Raw genomic sequence first — 19,852 nt, forward strand, 5'->3', positions numbered from 1 at the left:
TGTCGGGAGACAGCAGGATCGATCGTCGCCAGGTATATTGGAAATGAATATCCAATATCCCAGGTATTGTCGTGAATAATTTGAGGCGCTTGGACATCAACCTGCTGCTGACCCTGGATGTGCTGCTGGCGGAGCACAACGTGACCCGCGCGGCGCAACGCCTGAACCTGTCGCAACCTTCGGTCAGCGTGCATTTGGCCAAGCTGCGGGAGATCTTCGGCGACCCGTTGTTGCTGCCGGGCCCGCGGGGCATGCGGCCCACCGCCAGGGCCGACGAATTGCGCGAGCCGTTGCGCCGGGCGCTGGAAGCACTGGAGCTGGCGGTGTCGCCGGCCAGCCCGTTCGACCCGGGCGCGGCGGCCAATACCTGGAGCGTGTCGGCGTCCGACTACGGCGAGTCGACGGTGATCCTGCCGGCGCTGGCCGGCTTGCGCGCGGCGGCCCCCGGCACCCGGCTGGCGGTGCTCGAACTGGAGCCCGGACGCCTGGTCCGGCAGGCCGAGCAGGGCAGCATCGACCTGGCCCTGCACACCAGCGAGGACTCACCCCCCGGGCTGCGCCGCCGGGTGCTGTTCAGCGAGCGGTATGTGCTGGTGGGCCGCGCGGGCCATCCACGGCTGCAACGACGCCCGAGCCTGGCGCAGTTCGGCAAGCTGGAGCACGTTGTGGTGTCGCCCGATGGCGGGGGTTTTCATGGCGTCACCGACAGCGCGCTGGGGGAGGTGGGCCTGACGCGCCGGGTGGTGCTGTCGGTGCCGCACTTCCTGTTTGTCCTCTCCGTGCTGGCGAGCACCGACCTGGTGGCGATGCTGCCGTCGCGCCTGGTGTGCGACAACCCGGCGCTGAAGGTGGTCGAGCCGCCGCTGGAAGTCCCGGGTTATGAAATGGCCATGCTCTGGCACGAGCGCTGCCACCGCGACCCGGCCCACCAATGGCTGCGGGAGTTCATCGTCGCTTCGCTGTGAACGCTGCTACGCCTCGTCCCTGGCCGGCGTTTCCCACGGCGCGCCCTGGGCAAAAAACGCCTCGATCCACTGCTTGAAGGCCTGGGTGGTGGCGCTGCTGAAGCGCGCGGAGGGGCGCAGCAGGTAGATTCCCGAGTCGCTGTCCAGCTGCCACTGCGGCAGCACCCGGACCAGATGCCCCGACGCCAGGTCCTGGTGCATCAGCCAGTCGCCGCCGGCGAGGATGCCGACCCCGGCCCGGGCCGCGGACAACAGCGCCTCGTTGTCATTGCTGTGCAGGGTGCCGTGGATGCGCACGGTTTCCTGCCGGCCCTGGCGGGTCAGGCGCCAGTCGGGGTAGGAGCGCAGGCCGGTAAAGCCCAGGCAGTTGTGGCTGGCAAGGTCGGCAGGCACCTGCGGTTCGCCATGGCGTTGCAGATAGGCGGGCGCGGCACAGAGGATGCGCCGGTGCGCACAAAGCTTGCGGGCCACCAGTTGGCTGTCGGCCAGCTCGCCGATGCGGATCGCCGCGTCGAAACCCTCACCGACAATGTCGACGAAGCGGTCCGAATACTCGGTCTCCAGCACCACCCCGGGATGGGCCAGGGCGAACTGGGCGAGGATCGGGCTGAGCCAGCGCCGGCCCATGGCGGCCGGCAGGGCCAGGCGCAGGCGCCCGCGGATCTGCGCAGCGCCCTGGGCAGCTTCGTGTTCGGCTTCGCTGATCAGGCTCGCCGCCTGCCGCAGGCGTTCGACCAGGCGCGCGCCTTCGTCGGTGAAGCGCAATTGCCGGGTGGTGCGCTGCACCAGGCGAATGCCCAGGCGGCTTTCCAGGGCCGCCAGGCGCTTGGACAGCACCGAAGGGTGGCGCTGCAAGGCGCGGGCGGCGGCGGCGAAAGAACCATGCTCGAAGAGCGCCATCAGGGTGGCGAGTTCATCGGCCTGTCGACTGTCGAACAGATCCATGTGCCGGGATACCTCGCTATGCGGCCAGAAGGGAAGGAAACGGCCTCAAGGTATCAATACGATGGCTCCTTGCGCGCGTCCGTCGTGCAGATCGGCGTGGGCCTGGGCCACCTCGTCCAGGGGATAACGCTGCCAGATCCGCGGCTGGATGATACCCGCGGCGAAGGCGTCCAGCACATCGGCGGCGCGCGCCTGGTACTCGCTGGCACTGGTGGTGTGGGCGGCGAGGGACGGGCGGGTGAGGAACAGCGAACCTTTGGCGTTGAGCGTGCCGACCTGCACCGCGTCCGGAGCACCTGACGTCGCGCCGAAGGACACCAGCAGGCCGCGCGGGCGCAGGCTGTCGAGGGAGGCTTCGAAGGACACCCGGCCTATCGGGTCGTACACCACATCGACCTTGTGTCCTTGGGTAATCTCGACGACCTGTTGGGCGAGGGTCGCGGCATCGAACACCAGCACTTCGTCGCAGCCGGCCGCCCGGGCCCGCTCGACACTTTGCGCCTTGGACACCACGCCGATGACGCTGGCCCCCAGATGCTTGGCCCAAGGCACCATCAACTGCCCCAGGGCACCAGCGGCGCCATAGATCAGCACCCGGGTGCCAGGCCCGACGGGGTAGGTGGACTTGAGCAGGTACTGGGCGGTGATACCCTTGAACAGCAGCGCCGCGGCGGCGTCCGAGGCCAGCTGCGGCGGCAGCTTGACCAGGCGCTCGGCCGGGTACAGGCGGGCGCTGGCATAGGCGCCGAGGGGCCCGGTGGCATAGGCGACGCGGTCGCCCACCTGGACCTGGGTGACCCCGGGACCGATCGCCTTGACCAGCCCCACGCCTTCCAGCCCGAGCCCGCAGGGCAGGGCAACCGGCACGGCGCCGCTGCGCTGGCTGAGGTCCAGCGGATTGACGCCGATGGCCGTCTGCTCCAGCCAGACCTCGCCGGCACCGGGTGCCTGGGCTGGCACCTGCTCGAACTGCAGGACCTGGGGGGCGCCGACTTGGTGAAGCTGTATGCGGGTGACCATGCTCGATCTCCTTGGAAACTTGGGATGGGAACATGAGGATAGGGTCGTGCTGCGGGGTCAACAATCAGGCCGTTTGCATTTGACTGCTGCATCAAATGCAGTAGTTGAGGGCCTTCGGAAGTCGCCCGCGGCAGGTTCACCGATGTTTTGTGGATTCAGAAGGGACAGGGAAAGGATGGCGAGGCTGGAAAGTATCCTCGGGCCCGATGAGGATTAGCGGAGAACGGGACAACCGGGCCTGTCGCGGCCTGAAGTAAAGACTGGTGCTAAAGCATTGAATTATTTCACTTCCGTTCTTGACATGCCCTGCGAACAAGTCCAGAATTGCGTCCATTCCTGATTCAGGAACGCGAAAAACCCCTTAGAATTCAAAGGGTTGGAAGGTAGATTAAGTTCAGGCTTCCAGCTTAGAGTTGTATACCTTTGATGCGGTTGTAAGGCATCGAAAGTTTGGCCGAGTAGCAAAATGGTTATGCAGCGGATTGCAAATCCGCCTACGCCGGTTCGATTCCGACCTCGGCCTCCAAACTGAAAACCCCGTAGATCAATGGTCTACGGGGTTTTTTATTGGCTGGAAAAAACATCGTTGGCGCCTTTTTCGGAATCGTTTCCGTGCTCATTCTCAAGCCGCTCAGATTGGTGATCGGGGGCCCTGCAAGGCTTTGTGCTCAAGCAACACCTTGGTGAAGAGGCCGGCCCCGTCTGCTGCTACCGGGTGTTTGCTGATGCTGGCGACCGGTCGCGCGTTGCCGCAGGCTGATAAAAGAGCGGCGGAATTGATGGGCGGCGCATGGTCGATCCTGAATAGCGGGGCTGGCGTGCGAGTGGGCCGGCAGCATTTTATCGATTGGCATTTATCAATTCGAAGCCCTGGCCTCCCATGGCTGCGTCGCTTGGGGAATGTTGCGAGATTGCAGCCGTGAAGAATCACTGATAGTCCAGCAGAACGTTCAGTGCCCCGTTTACCGTTCCCGGTGTGGCCGTGACGCCAGTCCTTAGGTAGGACGCTTGCATGGGAATCGCATGCGAACCACCGGTTTCCTTTTTGTAACCGTCCACTTGTATCGAGGTCCCCATGGTTGCTGGCTGACCCTTGTCATCGGTGATCTGGATTTTCACACCACTGGCGGTTGAGCCGCCGGTAAGCGGTAACACACCCGGCGCATTTTCGATTACGCCGCCGACCGGCTCAAGCAGGTAGCCAATTCGGTTGTACCCTTTCGGGCAGTTGTTGACTTGAATCTGGAAATTCTTGGTACCGGCTGTCGAACCGACCTGGTCTAATTTGTTCAACATTGTGCTGGGCAATTTGACGGTTTGACTTGGCACCGAGCAGGTGCCGGCGATCGGCGTAATTGTTCCAGTCATGTAGATATAGGTAGAGCCGTATTTCGTAAAGATCTTGTAATAGGGCACAGTCCCCGACGCGGCGCCTGCAAGCGAGCCACCTAAGTTTGGGTATTCATTACTGAGCAACTGCACCTCGATCGGTTGGGTGAACGAGGTCGCTGATGAAAATACGCTTCCATTGATCAGCAAGCGAGTCGATATGCCTGAAACGTTTGTTTTGATGATCGGTCCTGAGTGTGGAGCTCCACCAGCTGAATAATTAGTCACGCCTATGACGTAGCATCTCAGAGAGCCGCATGCCTGCGTTGGCGTGATGTAATGCCGGGCCAACACTTGCCCGCTGGCGGTGTTTTGCGGAATCGACAGTTGCTGTCCGAATGCGTACACATTGTACCTGTCCGCCTTAACGGATGGTGATGTGGCGATGGCCATGAATGCTACCGTGCATAGTCGCCGTGCGACGATAGTGCGCGTTATTTTCTTTGCTGTAGACTTCATTGGAAAGTGCTTTTTCATGATGTTTCCAGAGCGTTGAGAAAATGACGATTTGCCACTTTTTGCCAGATTGTTTCTAAACTTTTTGACTTGGTTTATTGATTCGCTTCAGGCTTCTTGGCTGAAAAAAAACAATATAATAATTTTATGAGAGTGACACGAACATCAGGCCATTCTTAAATCTGCCAACGAATTTATCTACAGTTAATGGTTTGCCCTGAGTGAAGGTTTTTAGTGGGCCTTGATTTGTATTGATTGGTTTTTTATGTGTTTGATTTTAGTTTGCCGCTAAGTCAATGTTGAGTTGGGCTTCTAGCCTATATTCGAAAAATAACACCATGTGCTCGACTGGCGAAGCCTCCTGTCGTTGATTCGAAGGAGGCAAGCAGGATGGCGAGCGGAAAGGGTTACCGGTAATCCACAAACACGGTCATCGCACCGTTTACCGTTCCCGGTGTGGCGACTGTGTCGGTTCTGATGTAGGACGCCTGCATCGGAATGACAAACGAGCCACCTGCCGCCTTGCTGTATCCATCGACCGTTATCGAACTCCCCATGGTTGCTGGAGTGCCCTGGGCGTTTTCGACCCGGATCTTTATGCCGCTCGCGGTCGAACCGCCAGCCAGCGGCAACACCCCTGGCGAGTTCTCGATCACGCCGCCAACCGGGTCAAGGGTATAGCCAATCCGGTTATAGCCCTTGGGGCAGTTGTTGACCTGTATCTGGAAACTCTGGGTGCCGGCTGTCGAGCCGATGCGCTCCAGGCGCTGAATCAAGGTTTTAGGTAGCTTTACCGTCTGGCTCGGCACCGAGCAGGTACCGTCGATTGGGGTGATAGTGCCCTTCAGATAGATTCGAAGAGAGTAGCTGCTCTCTACTGTATCGAGCTCGTAGTAGTACGGTGAGACCTGGGCGCTTCCTGCAAGGGAACCGCCTAGATTTACTCGACCATCGCCGAGTAGCTGTACTTCGATTGGCCGGTTGGTCTCGAGCGATAACGCTTGAGTTCCGAAGGCTCTTCCATTGATCAACAAACGAGTCGATATGCCTGAGACGTTCGTGGTGATTACTGGTGAAGTTGAGGCTCCGCCCTCGCCATTTGGGTAGATGCGAAGATACTTGATTGTGCACTTCGATTGGCGGCATACCTGCATCGGATAGATGTAGTGCCGAGCCAGTATGGTTCCGCTGGCCGTGTTCTTCGGGATCGACAGTTCCATCCCAAATGCATCCTCAGCGCTCGCGGACGGTGACACGGCGAGGGCCATGAATGCTATTGCCCAGAGTTGCGGCGAGATGAATAGGGCGCTGATCTTTTTTTTTGCTGTGGTCTTCATTGCCTGTTTCTCTCTGATCGACCTTGAATATGGTTCGTGGGTGAGTCGCTCTCGAGCTCCCTTGGCTCCATTCGTTCGGAAATGATTCTTTTGTAGGCTGCAGATCGTTAGCGAAGTGTGTACGTCACTAATAAGTGATATTCAGCCGGTAACTAGATGTGGGGTTAAGCAACAAACAAAGCGTCCTGGTCTTTAACTAGGCTCAGCTGGAAATGTTGCTTGAGTGCTGTACCGCTAATCCATCGTCGTTGATGCTTTCGAACTCGATCTTTGTTGCTCCGGCTGGAGCCAGAGAAGAAGCTCCCTCGATCGCGAATGACTGGCTTGAATAGGGGGGCAGCATTGCCGCGGGAATCGGATAGTTGTTCGAACCGCTCTTGAGGTTCACCGTGCCGAAAGAGATGTGAAACGCTGAGTCATTCCTCACTTCCAGGCCCGGCTTGCCATCCTTGGGCACCATGCGCCACTTCAACCTGGATGGGGCCTGGCCAACGTCGCCTGGCAAGTCGGCGGGCCGGTAGAACAACTTGATGCGCTGGCGCACGGCAATCTGCAGGATGTTTTCATCCTGCGACTTCTGGGGGACTTCCTGCACGCTCAACCAGAACACCGACTCCCTGTCCGCCGGAAGCCCCGCGCCCTGATACAGAACACGCAACTGCTGGCGGGCGTTCCCGTTCAGGCGTTTCAGGGGAGGGGTAAGGGCAAAGGGGACGTCCTGATCGGTGCTAGCACTGAAGGGCTCGATCCAGGACTGGACCATGAAGGGGGTCGATTCATCGTTCAGCATTAGAACGGAAGCTTCCTTCTTCGGCGCAACCAGTACCACTCGGTTTATACCCAATGAGATGCCAGCATGGGAGGGCATGGCAAACAACGACAGAAATCCGGCAAGCGCCGCACTTACGGCAAGGTGCTTTTTCATGAAGTTTCTCGAGAAAACTGAAAGAGACATCAAGGCGCCTCTTCTTCGTGGAGTGTTCAGAAAACCGTGCGACTGCTTGTGGGGCTTTTGCCGCATGTCCTGACTAAGTGCCCGGGCATACTAGTGGCGTTGGATTTCTCCAGGTATCAGGCGATTCTTAAAGTGCTTCCGGCCCCACTCCAGGAAATGCAGGGATAGAAGTGCACAACCGGGGGCGAGTTTGCCGGAGCGTGCTACTGGCTAAGGCTGTCAACAGAGCATTATTGAAAGTATTCCTATCTCACGGTTTTTATCCTAAATACCACTCGCGAGTTTCTGCGGTCGCTTAGCTCTAGGATCGGGAAAGTATGCAGAGATCACTTGTGTATATCTATTTCGGAATCAGAATTGTCCTATAGAAATGACTCCAGGTTCAGGTAGGATGGGCTGCCTATTTTCAGATTGGTGCCTGAGGTATATGTGAGTGATGGAGTAAGCTCCAACTCCATTGGTCCAGTCTTCTGTTGGCAAGGAAGTTGAGTTTCAGTGATTAAAATCTCAGGTGTGATATTTATTATTGCTCTGCTAAACCCTGTTTTGGCAGTGGCCCAAATTTCCCTTGTTGGGAAAAATAGAATCATCTTTGAAAACGAGGGCAACGGTAATAGAACAAGACTGGATATCTCGAATCAACGCGTGCGATCTAGCCTGGCCAGTATCACCATTGATTGGGGAGGGGATCGAGACGAAGATGTCCCTCTAGCGATCTCCTCCCCGTTGGTGCGTATTCCCGCCGAGCAGCAGAAGTCGATAGAACTGTTCTACCAAGGCCAGGGGTTACCGAAAGACCGGGAGTCGTATTTTCTTCTGAGCATATTGGACGTACCGATTACGCCGCAGGAGGAAAGTGCACTGCAGATAGCAATGCGTCATAGGTACAAACTTTTCTTTCGTCCTAAGCTGGATATGACTCCTGATCAGGCAGCCGCCTTATTGACTTGGCAACGATTGCCAGTACAAGGCGAGATTGAGGCCAACAATCCCTCTCCTTATTACCTGACAATCACCCATCTGACACGGCAGGGTAAACAGGGCCGTAGCTGTGGAGAAGTCATTGCTCATACGATGCTTGAGCCTTTTTCGAAAAAAGTACTGGCGAGCAATAGCTGTTTCGATTCGGTGCAAGGGCTGCAATACAATATTGTTACCGACAGCGGCCGTGAAGTGAAACAGCAGATAAATCTTGAATTAAAAGGTGAATAATGAGGCTGGTTTTGTCGATTCTGCTATTGGGAGTCCTTTCATTCTCTCAAAATAGTTATGCGGTAAAATGTCTGAAAGATGGCAGTGTTGCCACTGACAGCATCAACATAAATACCTCCATTGCGGTTCCGAATGATGCCCCTAAAGGAAAGGTTCTGTGGCGGTCACCCAGTTTCTCCATGAACCTGATCTGCTATCAGGATTCGAACTGGGCATTGGCAGATGAAGAGATATATTTTTATTTGAGCCCTACCGATCAGAGCATGACCCAGCTAGGGCCGGATCTTGAATTCGGAGTAAGATTGAACGGTACGGATATGACCTGTAGCCAACTCGCAAAATGTCGTAAGTTGATAGGGAAAACTGCACCCTGCATCGGTCCAACCTGCACGTCATTTGAAAACAAGTTTGACCTTTCCTACGATTTTTTCATTATCAAGAAGTCAAGTGCTTCGGAAAGTGCGGGTAAAGATGGACCTCTCAGCGGGCTCTCCCAGTACGATGCATTCCAGATTGATGGCGAGAAAGGCATCAATGTTAACCCAAGCAGAAACTTTCGAATGAAAGTAATCGGCTTGGACCGAATCCGGTTTGTCGGTTGCCTCGCTCACCTGAACGTATCTCCCGAGACCGTGAGTTTCGGCAAGTTGAGTTCGGCTAACGCTCGCTCAGGTACGGTTGTCAGCGAAAAACCTTTCACCGTGCTCATCACCAAATCTTGCAATAGTGTCTATGGCGTATCCGCCATCCTGAAACCGGTGGGAGGCTCCGTGCAAAATGACACCCTGATTCCACCTCAGAATGCCTCGGTAGGCATCCGTTTACTGAGGCAGGACCGCACGGTTTTACCATTCAACGAGGACTTCGAACTGGCGGAATCGAGCGGTGACATGGTCATTTCCAAGCAGTTCACCGCCCAACTGAAATGGATGACCGACAAAGCTATCCTGGGGGCATTTAGGGCTGGCGCTACTCTGGATATTTACTATAAGTGATTGTTTTTCGTCTTAACAATTGATTGCAAATCCGCCTACGCTGATTTGATCCCGACCTCGGTCTCCAAACTGAGAAAACCGTAGATCAATGATCTACGGTTTTTATTGACTGGAAGAACGCATCCTCAAGCCGTTCAGCTTTCTTCAGAATTGTCTTCGAGACATGCGCGGCCGCTGTGGATAGAGTGGTGCCGCTTGCCCGGCCAGGTGTGTTTACGATGGATTGCTGAACGGCCAACAACTGGTCAGGGTGGGCACCCATTCAGATAGAAGTTGCCGCAGGTGTTGTGTTCTCGGTCTGTGGACTTGCCCCTATCAAACCGGACACCGGCACCCCGTTAAGTTGATGCCTCAGCCAGGCGCCTGAACTCCCGAGGTGAGCGGTAGTTCAGTGCGCTGTGCGGATGTTCCTCGTTGTAATGCTCGAAGGCGATGGCCAGGTTACGCAGGGCCGTCGCTCGATCGGGCTTGGGCATGTGACGGATGTAGTCACGCTTCATAGTCTTCACGAAGCTCTCCGCCATGCCGTTGCTCTGCGGGCTGCACACCGGAGTTGTCAGGGGCAGCAGGCCGATCTGCCGGGCAAAGCCCCGGGTCTGTCCAGCGGTATAGGCCGAGCCGTTATCGCTCAGCCATTGCACCGGCGATGTCGGTAGCTGGTCACCAAAGCGTTGCTCGATAGCTTCCAGCATCACATCTCGAACATCGTCGCCACTGTAGCCATTTGGGCTGGCCACCCAACTGATGGCCTCACGGTCGCAGCAATCCAGAGCGAAGGTTACACGCAGTTTTTCGCCGTCCTCGCAGCGAAACTCGAAGCCATCCGAACACCAGCGGGTGTTGCTCGTGTCCACCGCGACGCGACCTTCATGACGCCGCGCCACCCCCGGCTGCTTGCGCCGGCGCTCCAGCAACAGGTCGTGGTCTCGCATGACGCGGTATACCCGCTTCACGTTGATCGGTGGCTGGGCCTGCTGCTCATGCTGTCGACGCAAAAGGCCCCAGACCCGGCGATAGCCATAGCTGGGCAATGCGCCGACGGCCTGCTTGATCCGCTCGACCAGGGCCGCATCGTTGAGCGTCCGGCGACGACGCGGCTGCGCCCCCGGAGTGGGCTGTTTGAGCCGAGCCGTCAATTGCGAGCGCGCCACACCGAGACACTCACTGACCGCTTTCACTGGTCGTCCCCCGGCAACAAGGGTGAGTGCGCAATCCATTTTCGCGAGCGGGCGATCTCCACCGCTTCCTTGAGGATTTCAGCCTCCATGGTCTTCTTGCCCAGCATCCGTTGCAGTTCGCGGATCTGCTTGAGGGCATCGGCCAGCTCGGAAGCAGGCACCACCGCTTCACCGGCACTGACTGCCGAAAGGCTGCCGTCCTGGTAGAGCTTGCGCCAGTGGAACAGTTGGTTGGGATTGATGCCGTTGCGCCGGGCCACCACCGAGACGCTTTGCCCAGGCTCCAGGCTCTGGCGCACCATGGTTAATTTCTCCTCGACGCTCCAACGGCGACGCCGCTCCTGGCCGAGCACTTCGATGCTTTTGTCTTTGCTGGTAGTCATAAACACAGTCGTTTGCCTATCCCTTATGGTAAGGGGGAAACGGTGTCCTGTGTTTCAAGGGGCTCGTTCACCTGTTATCTCCAGCAAAATGCGCAATCCCTTATCCGTCTTCCCGTGATGAGTAGGTCCAACCCGTCGCACCAAGGTACCTACTGTCTCCGGCGTCAGTGGCGTGATTCATAGGGCTGCACGCACCTGGCGTGTCCGGCCGGATGTTCAACGAACTATCAGAATTACTGACGATGGTGATCAAGGACTGATTGCTTTGTTGCGTACCAGGCGTTATCGCAAAGAAGTTTCTAGAGGCAAGTAGTGAAGTGCTTTTGTCTAGGTGTATTGAGACATAAGAACTCAACTAAATATGAGGGCGTCTGGTGGTCGCTAGTCGGATGAGTGGTTTACTTTTTTACGGGAATGGCCAGCATCTTGTACGATACTGGCCATTTTATATATGCGCTTACTGCTAGGTATTACGCATTTGCCACTTTTTTCTTCCCGGCCGCAGCGACTGGGTTAAGAGTTCGGCCGTGATCCTTTACGAGGTTGTCTTCGATGACAATTGCACTGTTGCAGGAGACGTAGTATTCAGTTGTTTGGGATTTATCCTGTATGGCCATCAAGTAACCCCTTGGGTCACTACGTTTCCAGGTGTCACCGCTGCCTTGCTCTAATGGGTAGTAAGCGTCACTGCCGTCTTTCTCCCATGTGCTGATTGCCACGTTAACTACTGCGCTTGCTCCGTTTGTGACTGTGATGCTCATGTTCATATTCCTTTTTGATTGTGCATTCCATGAGTTGGCTCCCTATTCAAAATCAAATTGCAGACTTGCCACTGCTACGAGAAAACAGTAGTTAGGTTAACTCATTGAAGATGTCGTGGAGTATTGATGGCAAAGGCGATTGATATCGGTGTCAAGAGTTGTGTCAGTTTCTTGAGCTGATATGTTTCGTTTCCTCCTTCGATCATAGATAGGAATACAGTCAAGCCTGTAAACAGGTAAAAGCAAGGTACCTCCACCTTTATGAAGTGACGGTTCCGACGAGTGGTAGAGTTAGTGTCAGAGTCAATTGTTTTTGCTGTTTTATCAATGTTCGCTCATGTGGGTTCTGCATCGAGATTTTCAATCTGGGGTAAAGGTGCTCCAACGGCGCGAAGGTCTGGCTATCGAACCTGACAGATGACATGCGCTTGCTCGCCGAGGCGGCGGTCACTCGTTGCGCTTGGGCACATCTTCCAGCTGTGTTTTAAAGCGCTAAGGTCATGCGGCTGGTCCGTCTTGCCCTGGCCAACGGTTCCTGCCGCATGTGCGAGTCAATGGAGTCCCATCCACCGCCTCGCTATCGCTGCCTGTTCAAGAGACTGGCTTGGTGGTTAAGGAAAGTGCCGCTCTCTGTTCGCCGAGTTGGATAAGCAGCATCGCCAGCCCCGCCTCGAATGCTTCTGTCGATACGCTGGCCCGTCCGATCACCAGGCAGCCTTCCAGCACGACCAGGGTGCTCAAGGCACAACCGCTTCGTCATGGCCCCCTTGACCAAGTCGTTCTCGCCTGGTGGCGTCGCCACGGCACAGGTGGCGGCCTACTATCGTCCAGGCTTCTTCAAGCCGTTCAGGTTTCTTCAGAATTGTCTTCGAGACATGCGCGACCGCTCTGGATAGAGTGGTCGCGCTTGCCCGGCCAGGTGTGTTTACGATGGAATGCTGAACGGCCAACAGCTGGTCAGGGTGGGCGCCAATTTATCAGGCATTACGCCTGGTGATCTTGTGGCACCTTTGAATAATCTCTCGTTGAAAAGTCCGGAAGAGCGATGCGGCTCTGTCTCTTTATTGTCCTTGCGTTTAGCTGATCGCGCCTTCGCAGTTTGGCCTTTGGCCTGCCTCTTCGACTTCGCTGGCCCATGGGGTTAGTGGCGTCACGATCCCTACACTGGCTGGGCAAATCTGTCTTCGCCTGTTCGCCCAGCTACAAGCCTTTTAAAATCAGATGGTTACGCCGTTTTTGCTGTGGTAACCTATTGAAATATCTGGTTTTATCAGTGGAATGCGGCGCCATCTGCACCGGTTCGGTTCTGGCAGTTGCTCCCACTTATAAAAATAGCGCTGTAGATCGATGATTTACGGAGCCTTTTTGTTTTTGGCCGTACTCGACATCCAGTCTTGAATTTGACGCCAACGAACTTGCTTCAAGGGTAGGGGATGTATATATTTCACCCCCTTGCCGCAAGGCGCTGAAACGGCTCAAGCAATTCAAGCCTTTCAGATTGCAACACCGCGCTACCGCCCGAATGGCGAAACTGGTAGACGCATGGGACTTAAAATCCCCCGCTCGTAAGGGCGTGCCGGTTCGATTCCGGCTTCGGGCACCATCTATCTCAAGGGTTTGCTGGCGAAAGCTGATGCAAACCCTTGTTCGTTTCCGGTTCGCACATTCAAATCCGCTCTGCGATTTACGCGGTTGAGAGGCTGCCTTTCTGCTGGCGGAGGTATTTCTCTTTCATCACCACTGGGAAGTGGTGACGGGCGTATTGCAGAGACGTCTACGCCGCTCCGCAGATGGATGTAATAAGGACATTACGTGTTTCGGAAAGTGATTCTGTTACTGCTGATCAGTTGCTTGAGCGGCTGCGCCGCGGTGGCGATGCGCATGGACTACGACCACCCTTGCCCCTACAAGGGCGTGCGCCTGGACTGGTGGTTGGTAGGCACCTCCCATGGAAAGCTGATTCCCTTTTTACTGATCGACGCGCCGTTTTCCCTGGTGGTCGATACGGTGTTCTTCCCCTTCGAGTATCAATACAACTGCAACTTCTGATCTGGCTTGGCGTTCATTCGCAGAGGGGGGGGTAAGCCCTGTGCAACTCGCCCGCGGCCTTGGGTGATGCGTATTCGCCATTAGCACACCAGCCCTAATCGTCTGCTACCGAGGCCAGGCTTATAGTGCGCACGACCATCCTCGTCGGGGTGGCTCTTACAAGAAAGTGCCGATACGAAAAAGGAGATTCACCATGTCATTCAAGAAAATCGTCTACGCCTCCGCCGTGGTCCTGGCCCTCACCGCCTCGAACGCCCATGCATTCGCCAGAGACTGTAACGACTCGCTGTGGAAGTTCAGCGGTATCGAAGCACTGACCTGCATCTTCTCGGGCCAATGGTGATTTGCCGTTTCCTGGGTTGAAGCTGTCCCAACGACAAGGCTGACTGTGAATGGCTAATCCGGTCAGCCTTGTTGCTTTTCCATTCGGGCGCAAATCGCGCTGCTCTCAATCCCCCATCCAGGCTGCGTCGATAGTTGCCGGCTGCGGAGAAGGCTGAACGAGAGGGGGCTGCTGGCGGGTAAAACGCAGCAATCTGCAAGGCATTCTGGATGCTTGATCTTCGATATGACGGTCAATGAGTACCGGGTGAACAGGGGGACACCACAGTGCTACGTTCACCCCGTCACGGCCTGCAACATCCCGCGATGTCGGGCGTCAAGTCTCGGTTTTATCGCGTTTTTCAGGTGAGTTTTTTCTGTTGAAGCGCGCCGAGATGTCTTGGTAGGTCTCGTTATCGGTTGCAGCAAGCAGTGTCTGACCATCCTTCAAGGTGGCCAGAAATGTCACCTCGGTATTGTGGCCCGCCAGAAGATAGCCGGCGACGGCACCCACAGGCCCCAGAAACATCGCGCCAACCATTCCCAGGCCTATGGCGCTCTTAATGTTCTTGTTCGAGTCGGTATTTTCGACGATCAGGTCCTTGAACTCGGAGACGAGAAAACTTTTCCCTATCAGCGGTTTATTGGCGGTTTTGAGCGTGATGGTTCCGCGCAGATACTCCGCGTCACCCTGGGGGAAGTCACCGGCCAGCACTATGATCTTTGCCATCTGGAAAGGCCCCAGGCGATCATTTTTAGGGGGCCATTGCGCGCCTTAAGGGATAGGGCGTCAACGCTGCGACGACGACTGGCGGCACCATTGGTCTATGACGGGGCAGAAGCGCTGCCGGGCCTGGGCATGGGCAGGCATGCGTGGCAAAGAAGGGCTGAGGCGGCAACGCTCAAGGCTGCGCTCGACGCGGCATTCGAGGCCCGGAGGCGCCAGGTATCGACAAAGCGGGGAGTGGATGCATGTGTCCAAGTGCTGGCTGGGCGAGTTTGGATCAGTGCGCAACAGCGGATACACTTGCCGCCAAGCCTCTGGTGGGCTGGACGGATGAACCAAGGAAGCGTTTCAGTGATTATTATTCAAAACCCGGCACCCAAACTGTCTTATGCAGAACTTGCCAAGATGATTGAGCAGAAGAGGGCGGTAGAGCAGGTCAATCTGCTTGACGCCAAATTGAATCCAGCCTTCCTGGCCAGACTTGAGGCCGCTATAGAAAGCGCGGATGCGCAACAGGGCGTTCAGCCGGCTTTCCCTATCGAAGTCTGACCGACCTGGCGCCGGGTAATGCTCGGCCAGATCCGACAACAGTGCTCAGTTTCAAGACAAGGACGAATGATGCGAATTTTTACCGGTGAACGGGCTCGATGGTTGATGGCGGCGGGTATCGCCGTCTTGGCAATGGCGACTAACGCGCAGGCGCAAACGACGCCTCAGGCAGCCCAGGAGATAAAGGGCTTGTTGGACTTTGTCGAGCACAGCCAATGCCAGTTCGTGCGTAATGGCACCGAGTATCCAGCCCCCCAAGCACGGCAGCACCTGGAGAAAAAACTGAATTACCTCGAGGGCAAGAACATGGTGAGCAGCGCGGAGGACTTTATCGATCTCGCCGCCACTAAAAGCAGCATGAGTGGCAAGGTTTATGAAGTGCGTTGCGCTGCTGGATCGCAACCGGCAAGCAGCTGGTTAAAGGCAGAGTTGCAGAGGCAACGCCAGCCTCATTGATTCAGTTTTTGGCCAGGCAAAGCCCAGCTCGTACGCTGGGCTTTTTGGTTTTTGGAGGGCAGTAAAAGGCCAGGGCTGGATATACCGTGACGGGCTACATGGATCAGAGCGGGGCGCTGCTCATAAGGTATTCCTGCTGCCCCGTATGTTCATCCGTCTGCTCGTGGGTCACGACAAAGCCTTGTGCCAGGTAAAAGCCGCAGCTGGCCGTATTGTCCTTGTATACCGCCAGGCTCAACACGGGGCGCTGTGCCCTGGCATGGGCGAGCAGTTGCTTGCCAATCCCCTTGGCCTGGAATTCAGGTGCAACAAAGAGGGCGGCCAGCTGCTCGTCGTGCAGTGAATAGAAACCCCGCACTTTGGATTGTCGCTCGAAGACATAGGTCTCTGACGCCGGGAGGTACAGGTTGCGCATGTTGTCGACTTGCGACTGCCAGAATGAGGCATCGATAAAATCGTGGGCTTTCAGCGAAGCCTGCAGCCAGATGTCCAGCACGGCATCCATATCTTGCTGTTCAAATCTTCTGATCATTTCTCTTCCGCTTCTCCTGACAACGGGTTGCAGGCTAGAAGCAGACGCTGGCCAGTTCAAGAGCCAACCTATTGAACGAAGCAGGAGTGCGGCGGGGGAGGCGACCGACTGATCGAGGATCAGGCGGTCGCAGTCGGATTTCAAGGCTCCACTGATTCAGTACGGATCAGTCAGGAGATGTGTGGGATTTCGTCGATATACGCGATTCGCTCACCGTTGTGGAAGATTTCAACCGCGCTGTAGAGCACGGAGTTTGGCGGCAGCACCCGGGTGAACCTGACTTGCGTGCAGGTGATTACCTGAATCCATTGCCCTGGCCTTTGGTACAGGTGCAGATCCAGCATAAGTATTGCCGGGTTGATACCCTGCGGGACTCGTACCGTCAGATAGGCCTTGACCCCTGGGTTGGAGACTTCAACGTCTCCGACTACATGAAGTTCGTCCGGTTTGGGTGGCATGGTGTCCAGCCAGGCATGCCAGTTCGTGCAGTTCGTGATCATTTTTCCGTTCCTTGAGAAATGAAGCCCGAAGCTTGAGGTACTGCGGTTTCGCATGGCGCTTCGTGTGCCATCGAATCGAATGCCTGGCCCGATCCTCTCCATTCACCTGTGCGGACCCGTGCGACCAGATATCTCATGTCTAAGGTGTAGATGAGGAACGGGGGGCAGCTCTCAGGCCTGGACGAATGGCATTGGCAGACGTCGCTCGAGCATCGAAAAAGCCCAATCATCCTTTGGCCTTTGTCGTTTTACCCTCCTTGTAAAACAACCCTTTAGCCCGCACAGGTTGCTGGCTGCACGGCTAAGGGATGTGCCGGACGAACGGGCTGTAAGTCGGCGCGCCAGGCCGCAAGCTCTGGCCATCGATAAAGTCCTGCTCCTGGTTGAACGGGATCGACGGCCACTGTGCCCAGCGGGTGAGCCTGGCCTGGTAATCGAGGGTTCGCTGCTCCAGGTATTTTGCTGTTTCCGTTCTGCCTCAGGAGCCAGCCCGCCACGCACGCCGTGGATGAGGTAGGGCTCCAGCACATCGAAGCCGATCGAGCGACTGGACTTCGCCGAGAAGCCCGCCCATGTCGAGTATCGGCTGACGGCGGTAGCCTGCTCTTTGGTCGACACCCTGGCCGCGCTGGATCGTTGGGCCGAGCACAACTTCCCGCAACTGGTCGCTGCCCGGGCGCTTTACGATGCCCGGCTACTGAGGCAATCGGCAGGCAGCGGAGAGTAGAACGCGCAGTTGCAGCGTGATTCCCTCCTGGCTTTTGGCAGATATCGGGCCTGACCTTTATGGGGTTGCGTGTCCTTATATGCCGCTGAAGTGCTGGCCTCGTTCTTACCGAACGTTGCCGCGACCCTCACAACAAGGAGGCTCCAGGTGATTGCAAAGCTGCTCGTGACGATCGGGATAATCTTCTACGCCGTTGTGGTACCGGTGCTGGAGATCAATCAGACCCATGTTTTCAACCCGGCCTGGGAGCCGCACGCACGGTTGCATGAGGTCTGGCAGTTGTTCACCAATACGGCGATCGGTGCATTCAGCCTGTGGCTGGTGTGGTTGAAGAGCAACCTGCGCCTGTCCAGCCTCCTGACCCTGTTCGTCACGGGCGGCTTCTTGGCGGCTTACTGGCTTCGGCAGTCTTACGGTGGGTCGATGGTGCTCACCGATGGCTCTGAGAAGCTGATCCTGGGCGTTAACCTCGGACTGTTTGCCTACACCCTGGCGATCCTGTTGGCGGCGATCGCGGTTGCGATCGACCGGCGCCAACCCAGGGCGCGACTCTGAGCCAGAGCGGTTTTGTAGAAGCAAGAAAGCAGAAGCCCGGACATGCCCGGGCTTCGTTGGATGGGTGCCTGTTCAGCGTGAGTAGGGCTTGCCTTCACGCCGCGTATTTTCGACCGACAACCTGCGCCTACGCCTTTGCACCCAGCTACAGAGGGCGTGCACAGGATGAATGAACATCGCCAGCACACACAGCAGCAGGACAATGAAGATGGACATCAGACCGAGACCTTCATGGGAAAACATCGTGGGTTACTCCTGTAGTTCACTTTGTCGGTCCCAGAAGGGTAGGCACTCAGATGCTTTGCTTCATGAAGGTTACTTAAAGATAATTTCATCCATGCGCGAGTCGTGAGGGCAAAGAAGGGCGGGGCAGATACTAAAAAGCCCGGCGCTGGGCCGGGCTTTCATGCGGGCAATGCTGACCAACCGGCAGTGTTGAAACCGACTCAGCTGGAGAGCATGAGGCTGGGTCTATCGATCATTCTTGCTCGAGGAGACGCTGGCTTTGCCCAGGCCTTTCGAGTTGTGGTCACCGGGCGTGGTGTCCGAGATCGCGGTGGCTTTTGACAGCCCGCGGGTGTCTTTGGAGTGAGCCACGCCGGAAGTGGTCGAACCATGGCCGTTGCTGTCATTACGAATGCTGCCGTAATGATTGCCATTTTCTCCGAGATTGCGAACCGACTTGCCGGCCGGATCGCTTTTCAGGCCGCCGCTATGGCCCTTGCTGCTGACCCCTCCGGAGTGGCCGCCTGCCTGGCCACCGTGACCACCACCATTGCCGCCACTATTGCCACCGCCATGACCCCCGCCGTTACCACCGCCATTTCCGCCACCATGGCCACCACCGTCCTTTGCATAGGCGGACGTCACAGGGAGCAGAGGCGCCGCTGCCAGCATCAGTACGCAGGTCAGGGCCGTCACGAGATTTTTTTTCTTTAAAAGCATGATCGCTTCCATAGATAAGGAGAGGTTTGCATGAACTAAGACGCAATCGGCTGTCTATAGTTCGTGTGTCATGACGAATGGCACCACGGCTGGATTCATGCAGAGGACTGCAGAGATGACGACTCGTTCGGTTGTAGCTGTTTTAGCAAGCGCCGCGTTTTTATTCGGCTCGACTGCCTTGTATGCGGACCCAGGGAACGGCAAGGGCAATCCCCACGGCAATCAGGGTGGGCACGGTAATAAAGGCAACAAATCCCAGGACTACAGGTATGGCGGACCTCAAGTAGATGTCGGCGGTGTGCGCGTGATTATTGGCGACAGTCGCGACTACTGGTCACCCGGGCCGGCCCTGCCGCCAGGCATTCAAAAAAACCTGGCCCGAGGCAAACCCCTGCCGCCGGGTATCGCGAAAAAGCTGGATGGCCGGATGCTAAGCCGGCTGCCGCACTATGACGGTTATGAGTGGCAACAGGCTGGTACTGACTTGATCCTGGTCGCCATTGCGACAGGCATCATCTACGAAGTTCTGCACGACGCGCTGGACTGATTCAGTCCGGCCCGACCCGCAAGCAAAGCCCGGTGCAAGACCGGGCTTTTGCCTGACACACAGCATTCCATTCCCACCGATATTCCCTCTCCAACATCCTGTTTGACTCCGGCTTTCCTGTCTTTCGTTGGCTCAAATACAGGTAACCGCCTTGGCGGTGATTTTGCCGAGCGTCCTCTTCGGCAACATTCCAGCGCGATCTGATAGTTGAGTGGAGCGTTTCGGAAGTGTCCTAAGGACGTTGATTGGGCGCCGTTTTAAGGTTTCAGCGTTCGCCGTGTGCGCTTTTTGGATTGACACCGACTGTCGAGTCGGCGGCGTTTCGCCCATTGAAAAAGCGCAGGGCGA

The 19,852-nt window shown here is 56.6% G+C and carries 22 protein-coding genes and 2 tRNA genes; 12 read left to right on the plus strand and 12 right to left on the minus strand.

The window, feature by feature from the left end; all coding sequences use genetic code 11:
- Positions 1 to 71 precede the first annotated feature (71 nt).
- Positions 72 to 965, plus strand: a complete 894-nt coding sequence (locus tag NRG23_RS00685; protein ID WP_257373500.1) for a LysR family transcriptional regulator — start codon at positions 72 to 74, stop codon at positions 963 to 965.
- 6 nt (positions 966 to 971) lie between these two features.
- Here the strand turns inward: NRG23_RS00685 and NRG23_RS00690 are convergent, their stop codons facing one another.
- On the minus strand, positions 972 to 1,910 hold the full coding sequence (locus NRG23_RS00690; protein WP_257373501.1) for a LysR family transcriptional regulator: 939 nt from the start codon (positions 1,908 to 1,910) through the stop codon (positions 972 to 974).
- Positions 1,911 to 1,955: 45 nt separating this feature from the next.
- Positions 1,956 to 2,930, minus strand: a complete 975-nt coding sequence (locus tag NRG23_RS00695; RefSeq protein ID WP_257373502.1) for a quinone oxidoreductase — start codon at positions 2,928 to 2,930, stop codon at positions 1,956 to 1,958.
- A gap of 452 nt (positions 2,931 to 3,382) precedes the next feature.
- Here NRG23_RS00695 and NRG23_RS00700 point away from each other — a divergent pair.
- Positions 3,383 to 3,456: transfer RNA gene (locus NRG23_RS00700), tRNA-Cys, on the plus strand.
- Positions 3,457 to 3,857: 401 nt separating this feature from the next.
- On the opposite strand, the gene NRG23_RS00705 is transcribed toward NRG23_RS00700, so the two are convergent.
- The 3 genes from NRG23_RS00705 to NRG23_RS00715 form a co-directional block, all read right to left on the minus strand.
- Positions 3,858 to 4,796, minus strand: a complete 939-nt coding sequence (locus NRG23_RS00705; protein ID WP_257373503.1) for a fimbrial protein — start codon at positions 4,794 to 4,796, stop codon at positions 3,858 to 3,860.
- Positions 4,797 to 5,182: 386 nt separating this feature from the next.
- Positions 5,183 to 6,112: a fimbrial protein gene (locus NRG23_RS00710; protein ID WP_028682451.1), complete on the minus strand. Its 930-nt coding sequence runs from the start codon at positions 6,110 to 6,112 to the stop codon at positions 5,183 to 5,185.
- A 202-nt stretch (positions 6,113 to 6,314) separates the two neighbouring features.
- Positions 6,315 to 7,037, minus strand: a complete 723-nt coding sequence (locus tag NRG23_RS00715; RefSeq protein WP_257373504.1) for a molecular chaperone — start codon at positions 7,035 to 7,037, stop codon at positions 6,315 to 6,317.
- Positions 7,038 to 7,562: 525 nt separating this feature from the next.
- Between NRG23_RS00715 and NRG23_RS00720 the strand changes: the two genes are divergently transcribed.
- Positions 7,563 to 8,279, plus strand: a complete 717-nt coding sequence (locus tag NRG23_RS00720; protein WP_009049418.1) for a molecular chaperone — start codon at positions 7,563 to 7,565, stop codon at positions 8,277 to 8,279.
- Positions 8,280 to 8,290: 11 nt separating this feature from the next.
- Complete coding sequence (locus NRG23_RS00725; RefSeq protein WP_198286569.1) at positions 8,291 to 9,274, plus strand: fimbrial protein; 984 nt, start codon at positions 8,291 to 8,293, stop codon at positions 9,272 to 9,274.
- Between the two features lie 338 nt (positions 9,275 to 9,612).
- Here the strand turns inward: NRG23_RS00725 and NRG23_RS00730 are convergent.
- The 3 genes from NRG23_RS00730 to NRG23_RS00740 form a co-directional block, all read right to left on the minus strand.
- A protein-coding gene (locus tag NRG23_RS00730) for an IS3 family transposase (RefSeq protein WP_257373505.1) occupies positions 9,613 to 10,835 on the minus strand; the annotation gives its coding sequence in 2 pieces (ribosomal slippage) (positions 9,613 to 10,490 and positions 10,490 to 10,835; 1,224 coding nt in all).
- A gap of 470 nt (positions 10,836 to 11,305) precedes the next feature.
- Entirely contained in the window at positions 11,306 to 11,596 is a 291-nt protein-coding gene (locus NRG23_RS00735) for a hypothetical protein (protein ID WP_016703893.1), read from the minus strand.
- Positions 11,597 to 12,187: 591 nt separating this feature from the next.
- The gene (locus tag NRG23_RS00740) at positions 12,188 to 12,337 is read right to left on the minus strand and encodes a hypothetical protein (RefSeq protein ID WP_164486763.1); all 150 of its coding nucleotides are present in this window, start codon (positions 12,335 to 12,337) and stop codon (positions 12,188 to 12,190) included.
- Between the two features lie 775 nt (positions 12,338 to 13,112).
- Here NRG23_RS00740 and NRG23_RS00745 point away from each other — a divergent pair.
- The 3 genes from NRG23_RS00745 to NRG23_RS00755 all read left to right on the plus strand — a co-directional run bounded on the left by NRG23_RS00745 (position 13,113) and on the right by NRG23_RS00755 (position 13,988).
- A tRNA-Leu gene (locus NRG23_RS00745) sits at positions 13,113 to 13,199 on the plus strand.
- A 209-nt stretch (positions 13,200 to 13,408) separates the two neighbouring features.
- Positions 13,409 to 13,645 carry a YceK/YidQ family lipoprotein gene (locus NRG23_RS00750; protein WP_009049373.1) on the plus strand — a complete coding sequence of 79 codons (237 nt, stop codon included), beginning with the start codon at positions 13,409 to 13,411 and terminating at the stop codon, positions 13,643 to 13,645.
- A gap of 193 nt (positions 13,646 to 13,838) precedes the next feature.
- Entirely contained in the window at positions 13,839 to 13,988 is a 150-nt protein-coding gene (locus NRG23_RS00755) for a hypothetical protein (RefSeq protein ID WP_007921689.1), read from the plus strand.
- Between the two features lie 315 nt (positions 13,989 to 14,303).
- Here the strand turns inward: NRG23_RS00755 and NRG23_RS00760 are convergent, their stop codons facing one another.
- The gene (locus NRG23_RS00760) at positions 14,304 to 14,696 is read right to left on the minus strand and encodes a hypothetical protein (protein ID WP_016703111.1); all 393 of its coding nucleotides are present in this window, start codon (positions 14,694 to 14,696) and stop codon (positions 14,304 to 14,306) included.
- A 348-nt stretch (positions 14,697 to 15,044) separates the two neighbouring features.
- Here NRG23_RS00760 and NRG23_RS00765 point away from each other — a divergent pair, with 348 nt between their 5' ends.
- The gene (locus NRG23_RS00765) at positions 15,045 to 15,242 is read left to right on the plus strand and encodes a hypothetical protein (RefSeq protein ID WP_223815592.1); all 198 of its coding nucleotides are present in this window, start codon (positions 15,045 to 15,047) and stop codon (positions 15,240 to 15,242) included.
- Between the two features lie 69 nt (positions 15,243 to 15,311).
- A complete protein-coding gene (locus NRG23_RS00770) occupies positions 15,312 to 15,698 on the plus strand; it encodes a DUF5329 domain-containing protein (protein ID WP_038632885.1) in 387 nt (128 codons plus the stop codon).
- 103 nt (positions 15,699 to 15,801) lie between these two features.
- Here NRG23_RS00770 and NRG23_RS00775 read toward each other — a convergent pair whose 3' ends face one another.
- Together NRG23_RS00775 and NRG23_RS00780 are read right to left on the minus strand one after the other, a co-directional pair.
- Positions 15,802 to 16,230 (minus strand): N-acetyltransferase, encoded by a 429-nt coding sequence (locus NRG23_RS00775; RefSeq protein ID WP_135006673.1) that lies wholly within the window; start codon positions 16,228 to 16,230, stop codon positions 15,802 to 15,804.
- A gap of 170 nt (positions 16,231 to 16,400) precedes the next feature.
- Positions 16,401 to 16,730: a hypothetical protein gene (locus tag NRG23_RS00780; RefSeq protein ID WP_009049368.1), complete on the minus strand. Its 330-nt coding sequence runs from the start codon at positions 16,728 to 16,730 to the stop codon at positions 16,401 to 16,403.
- 586 nt (positions 16,731 to 17,316) lie between these two features.
- Here NRG23_RS00780 and NRG23_RS32735 point away from each other — a divergent pair.
- Both NRG23_RS32735 and NRG23_RS00785 read left to right on the plus strand, forming a co-directional pair.
- Positions 17,317 to 17,457, plus strand: coding sequence for a hypothetical protein (locus NRG23_RS32735; RefSeq protein WP_371920950.1), 141 nt, complete (start codon positions 17,317 to 17,319; stop codon positions 17,455 to 17,457).
- Positions 17,458 to 17,604: 147 nt separating this feature from the next.
- Positions 17,605 to 18,012: a hypothetical protein gene (locus tag NRG23_RS00785; protein ID WP_103331775.1), complete on the plus strand. Its 408-nt coding sequence runs from the start codon at positions 17,605 to 17,607 to the stop codon at positions 18,010 to 18,012.
- A 471-nt stretch (positions 18,013 to 18,483) separates the two neighbouring features.
- On the opposite strand, the gene NRG23_RS00790 is transcribed toward NRG23_RS00785, so the two are convergent.
- Positions 18,484 to 18,957 (minus strand): hypothetical protein, encoded by a 474-nt coding sequence (locus NRG23_RS00790; protein WP_080577950.1) that lies wholly within the window; start codon positions 18,955 to 18,957, stop codon positions 18,484 to 18,486.
- Between the two features lie 115 nt (positions 18,958 to 19,072).
- Here NRG23_RS00790 and NRG23_RS00795 point away from each other — a divergent pair, with 115 nt between their 5' ends.
- A complete protein-coding gene (locus tag NRG23_RS00795; protein WP_009049364.1) occupies positions 19,073 to 19,504 on the plus strand; it encodes an anti-virulence regulator CigR family protein in 432 nt (143 codons plus the stop codon).
- Positions 19,505 to 19,852: the final 348 nt, after the last annotated feature.

The organism is Pseudomonas sp. T8, from assembly GCF_024610635.1.
Taxonomy (GTDB): domain Bacteria; phylum Pseudomonadota; class Gammaproteobacteria; order Pseudomonadales; family Pseudomonadaceae; genus Aquipseudomonas; species Aquipseudomonas chlororaphis_I.